Origin of the sequence: Phenylobacterium sp., from assembly GCF_044371015.1 — a bacterium.
Taxonomy (GTDB): Bacteria; Pseudomonadota; Alphaproteobacteria; order Caulobacterales; family Caulobacteraceae; genus Phenylobacterium.
In genome coordinates this window covers 1-4,079 of the sequence record NZ_JBILUK010000267.1, presented here as the reverse complement: position 1 = coordinate 4,079, position 4,079 = coordinate 1, and the positions used below count along the sequence as shown (strand labels likewise).

5 protein-coding genes are annotated in these 4,079 nt (G+C 69.7%); 3 read left to right on the top strand and 2 right to left on the bottom strand.

Features of this window, described 5'->3' with window-relative positions; genetic code table 11:
* The coding region (locus ACIQ3R_RS16015) for a molybdopterin cofactor-binding domain-containing protein (protein ID WP_397419854.1) at nt 1-691 on the top strand (691 nt) is incomplete at its 5' end.
* Nucleotides 692-696: 5 nt separating this feature from the next.
* Here ACIQ3R_RS16015 and ACIQ3R_RS16010 read toward each other — a convergent pair.
* Both ACIQ3R_RS16010 and ACIQ3R_RS16005 read right to left on the bottom strand, forming a co-directional pair.
* On the bottom strand, nt 697-1,728 hold the full coding sequence (locus ACIQ3R_RS16010) for an alpha/beta hydrolase (RefSeq protein WP_397419853.1): 1,032 nt from the start codon (nt 1,726-1,728) through the stop codon (nt 697-699).
* A gap of 118 nt (nt 1,729-1,846) precedes the next feature.
* Nucleotides 1,847-3,289 (bottom strand): aldehyde dehydrogenase family protein, encoded by a 1,443-nt coding sequence (locus tag ACIQ3R_RS16005; RefSeq protein WP_397419852.1) that lies wholly within the window; start codon nt 3,287-3,289, stop codon nt 1,847-1,849.
* Between the two features lie 110 nt (nt 3,290-3,399).
* Here ACIQ3R_RS16005 and ACIQ3R_RS16000 point away from each other — a divergent pair, with 110 nt between their 5' ends.
* Nucleotides 3,400-3,528, top strand: coding sequence for a hypothetical protein (locus ACIQ3R_RS16000; protein WP_397419851.1), 129 nt, complete (start codon nt 3,400-3,402; stop codon nt 3,526-3,528).
* A gap of 13 nt (nt 3,529-3,541) precedes the next feature.
* Nucleotides 3,542-4,079, top strand: a 538-nt coding sequence (locus ACIQ3R_RS15995) for an SDR family NAD(P)-dependent oxidoreductase (RefSeq protein ID WP_397419850.1), incomplete at its 3' end; no start/stop codon positions are given.

The window sequence follows — 4,079 nt, the reverse complement described above, 5'->3', positions numbered from 1 at the left end:
GCGCTCGGTGGGCCCGGGCTTCACCAACTGGGCGCTGGAGAGCTTCCTGGACGAGGCGGCGCACCATGCCGGCGTCGATCCCGTGGCCTTCCGCCTGCGGATGCTGGACGCCACGGGGCGCAATGCGGGCTCCGCGCCGAACTCGGTCGGAGGCGCCAAGCGTCAGGCGGCCGTGGTCCGGCGCCTCGCCGCAAAGGCCGGCTGGGGCAAGCGCCTGCCCAAGGATGTGGGCCTGGGGCTCGCCACCTCGTTCGGCCAGGAACGCGACATGCCGACCTGGACCGCCTGCGCCGCCCGCGTTCGCGTCGACCGGGCCTCGGGCGCGGTGAAGGTCGAGAAGCTGACCCTGGTGGTCGACGCCGGAACCATCGTCGATCCGGGCGGGGCGATGTCGCAGATGGAGGGCGCGGCGCTCTGGGGCCTGTCGCTGGCGCTGCACGAGGGTACGACCTTCGAAGCCGGGCAGGTCAGGGACACCAACCTCGACAGCTACACGCCGTTGCGCATGGCCGACGTACCGGACCTCGACATCGAGTTCATCCCCTCGACCGAGGCGCCCGTGGGCCTGGGCGAACCGGCGACCACGGTGGTGGGCCCCGCCATCGGCAACGCCATCTTCCGGGCTGTGGGCGCGCGGGTCCGCCACCTGCCGATCCGGCCGGAGGCGGTGAAGGCGGCGATGCGCGGGTAGCCGCCCTACCCGCCGTTCTTCCTCAGCCAGCGGGCGAAGACATCGGGCCAGAGGGCGCCCGAGTTGTCCTTGGACAGATTGAGGCCGAAGCCGTGGCCGCCGACGGCGGGGAACATCGCCTCGACCGGACGGCCGGCGGCGCGGGCGGCGGCGATCCACTCCAGGCTGCAGTCCAGCACCACCAGCGGGTCGTCGGCGGCATGGACCAGAAAGGTGGACGGCGTATCGGCGGTGATCTTACGCACCGGCGAACGGGTCTGGAGGTCGGCGTCGGACATTCCCGGTGACAACATGGTCGCATAGCGCCGTGAACCGCTCTGCATGATCAGGCCGGTGACCGGGTAGATCAGACCCGCGAAGGCCGGCTTGGCCGAAAGCTGGTCGGCGGCGTCGACCGGGGCGTAGACGGTCTCGCTGTGGGCGGTGATCAGGTCGGCGGCCAGATGCCCGCCGGCGGAGAAGCCCAGCACGCCCAGCCGCTCCGGATCGATGCGGAACTCGGTCGCCCGCGACCGGATCACCCGCATCGCCCGTTGGGCGTCCTGCAAGGGCGCCAGGTGCGCCGGGCTCCAGCCCTCGCGCGGCAGGCGGTAGACCAGCACGAACACCGTGGTTCCCAGCGCATTGAAGTACTGGGCGACGTCCAGGCCCTCGTTCTGCACCGACACGAACTGGTAGCCGCCGCCGGGAATGGAGAGCAGCGCCGAACCGTCCGGCCGGGCCGGACGGAACACATGGATCTCGGCATTCGCCACGCCTCGGATCCACAGCTGCCGACGGACCGCCGGGCCGTTCATGGTGGGGGCCGGGGATGGCAGGGTCGCAGGCGCGCCGGGCGGCTTGCCGGGCCACAGGCCGATCACCTCCCGCGAAGGCCAGGCCGGCGGTCCGCCCGAAGGAACGAACGGCGTCGGCGGAAGCCACCCCGCCGGTAGGGCGGGTGTCGGCGCCGCCGCGCTCTGGGCCGCCGCGGATTGCGCCGCCAGCAGGCCGCCGCCGACGGCCGCCCCCAGCACCGTTCTTCGATCCGTCTTCATGGCTTCCCCCGATCCTGTCGTCTGAAACCTATCCCTGACCGATCGGCTGGCAAACCACGCTCCAACGCAAAGGGGCCGCCCCGAAGGACGGCCCCCGCGTGGTCGATGCGGCTGGAGCCTACTCGGCCGCGGGCTTGGGCGCGTAGCCCAGCATGGCCTTGGTCTCGAGGAACTCGTGGAAGGCGTAGTCGCCCCACTCGCGCCCGTTGCCGCTCATCTTGTAGCCGCCGAAGGGAGCCATCATGTCGCCGCCGCCGCCGTTGATCGACACCTGACCGGCGCGCAGCTTGGCCGCGACCTTGCGGGCCTTTTCCAGGTCGCCGGACTGAACATAGGCGGCGAGGCCGTACTCGGTGTCGTTGCCGATATCGATGGCCTCTTCGACCGTCTCGTAGCCGAGGATCGACAGCACGGGGCCGAAGATCTCTTCCTTGGCGATGGTCATGTCGTTCTTCACGTTGGCGAAGACGGTGGGCTTCACGAAGTAGCCCTTGTCGAGCCCTTCCGGCCGGCCCGTGCCGCCGATCACCAGGGTGGCGCCCTCGTCGATCCCGGCCTGGATCAGCTTCTGGATCTTGTCGAACTGCACCTTGGAGACGACCGGTCCGAGCTGGGCGTTGCCGTTGGGGTCGCCGACGGTGACGGTCTCGGCGGTGGCCCGGGCCACGGCGATGGCCTCGTCCATGCGCTTATGCGGCACCAGCATGCGGGTGGGCGCATTACAGGACTGGCCCGAGTTGGTCATCATGGTGGCCACGCCGCGGCCGACGCCCTTGGCGAACGCGTCATCGTCCAGAACGATGTTGGGGCTCTTGCCGCCCAGTTCCTGCGCTACGCGCTTGACGGTCGGGGCGGCCGCCTTGGCCACCTCGATGCCGGCCCGGGTTGAGCCGGTGAACGACACCATGTCGATGTCGGGGTGGCTGGAGATCGCCGCGCCGACGCCGGGGCCGTCGCCCTGAATCATGTTGAACACGCCGGCCGGGACGCCCGCCGCATGCATGATCTCGGCAAAGATCTGCCCGCTGAAGGGCGCGACTTCCGAAGGCTTCAGCACCATGGTGCAGCCCGTCGCGATGGCCGGGGCCACCTTGCAGACGATCTGGTTCAGCGGCCAGTTCCAGGGCGTGATGAATCCGCAGACGCCGATCGGCTCCTTGACGATCATCGTCGGGCCGCGGTCTTCCTCGAACTTGAAGGTCTTCAGGACTTCGATCGCGGTCGACAGGTGCGCCATGCCGATCGGCGCCTGAGCGCGCTGGGCCAGGCTGGCGGGCGCGCCCATCTCCTCGGTCACCGCCGTGGCGAGATCGCCGAAGCGCTTCTGGTACTCGGCCAGGATGCGGCCCAGGACTTCCAGGCGCTCTTCGCGGCTGGTCTGGCTCCAGGTGGCGAACGCCTTGCGGGCGGCCTTCACCGCCTTGTCGACGTCGGCGGCCGTGCCGATGGCGATCTTGCCGGCCACCTGCTCGGTGGCGGGGTTTTCGACGTCCAGGGTCTTCAGACCCTCGGCGGGATCAACCCACGCTCCATCGATGTAGAACTTGAGGTACTCGCGCATGACGTCCTCCGTGCGACCTTGTCGTTGCCGGGGCGCCGTCCGCCCCGTCTGTCCATTGAGCATTTACGGTCAGGCGAGGGACGTGGGAAGCCCCTCACGCGGCTTGCGGGGTGCTTCCGCCCCCGTTAAACGCGACACGACCCCTTTCGGAGGCCCGCATGACCGGCATTGCAATGATCCTCGCCTTCGTGGCCGTGCTCGCGGTGCTGAACCGCTTCGAGTTCGGACGCTTCGACTGACGGACCCAAACCCATGAGCGCGCGCGGCGCGGCCCTCGTCACCGGCGGCGCGCGACGCATCGGACGCGCGCTCGCCGCCGCGGCCGCTGCGGCGGGCTATGATGTGGCGATCCATGTCCGCGCGCCGGGCGATGAGGCCGAGGCCACGGCCGGCGACATCCGCGCCCAGGGGCGCAAAGCCGCGATCCTCGACTGCGATCTGCGTTCCGAACCGGCCACGGTGGCTCTTGTCGGCGAAGTGGAAGCCGAACTGGGTCCGGTGACGCTGCTGGTCAACTGCGCCTCGGTGTTCGAGGAGGACCAGTTCGACCAGATGAACCGCGCCTCGTGGGACCTCCACATGGAAACCAACCTGCGCGCGCCCTTGGTCCTGGCCCAGGCCTTCGCTCGCCGGCTGCCGGCGGACCGGGAGGGCCTGATCGTTAATATCCTGGACCAGAGGGTCTGGCGGCCCAGCCCCAACTTCTTCTCCTACACCCTGTCCAAGTCCGCGCTTTGGGATGCGACCCGCATGATGGCCCTGGCGCTGGCGCCCCGCATCCGGGTCAACG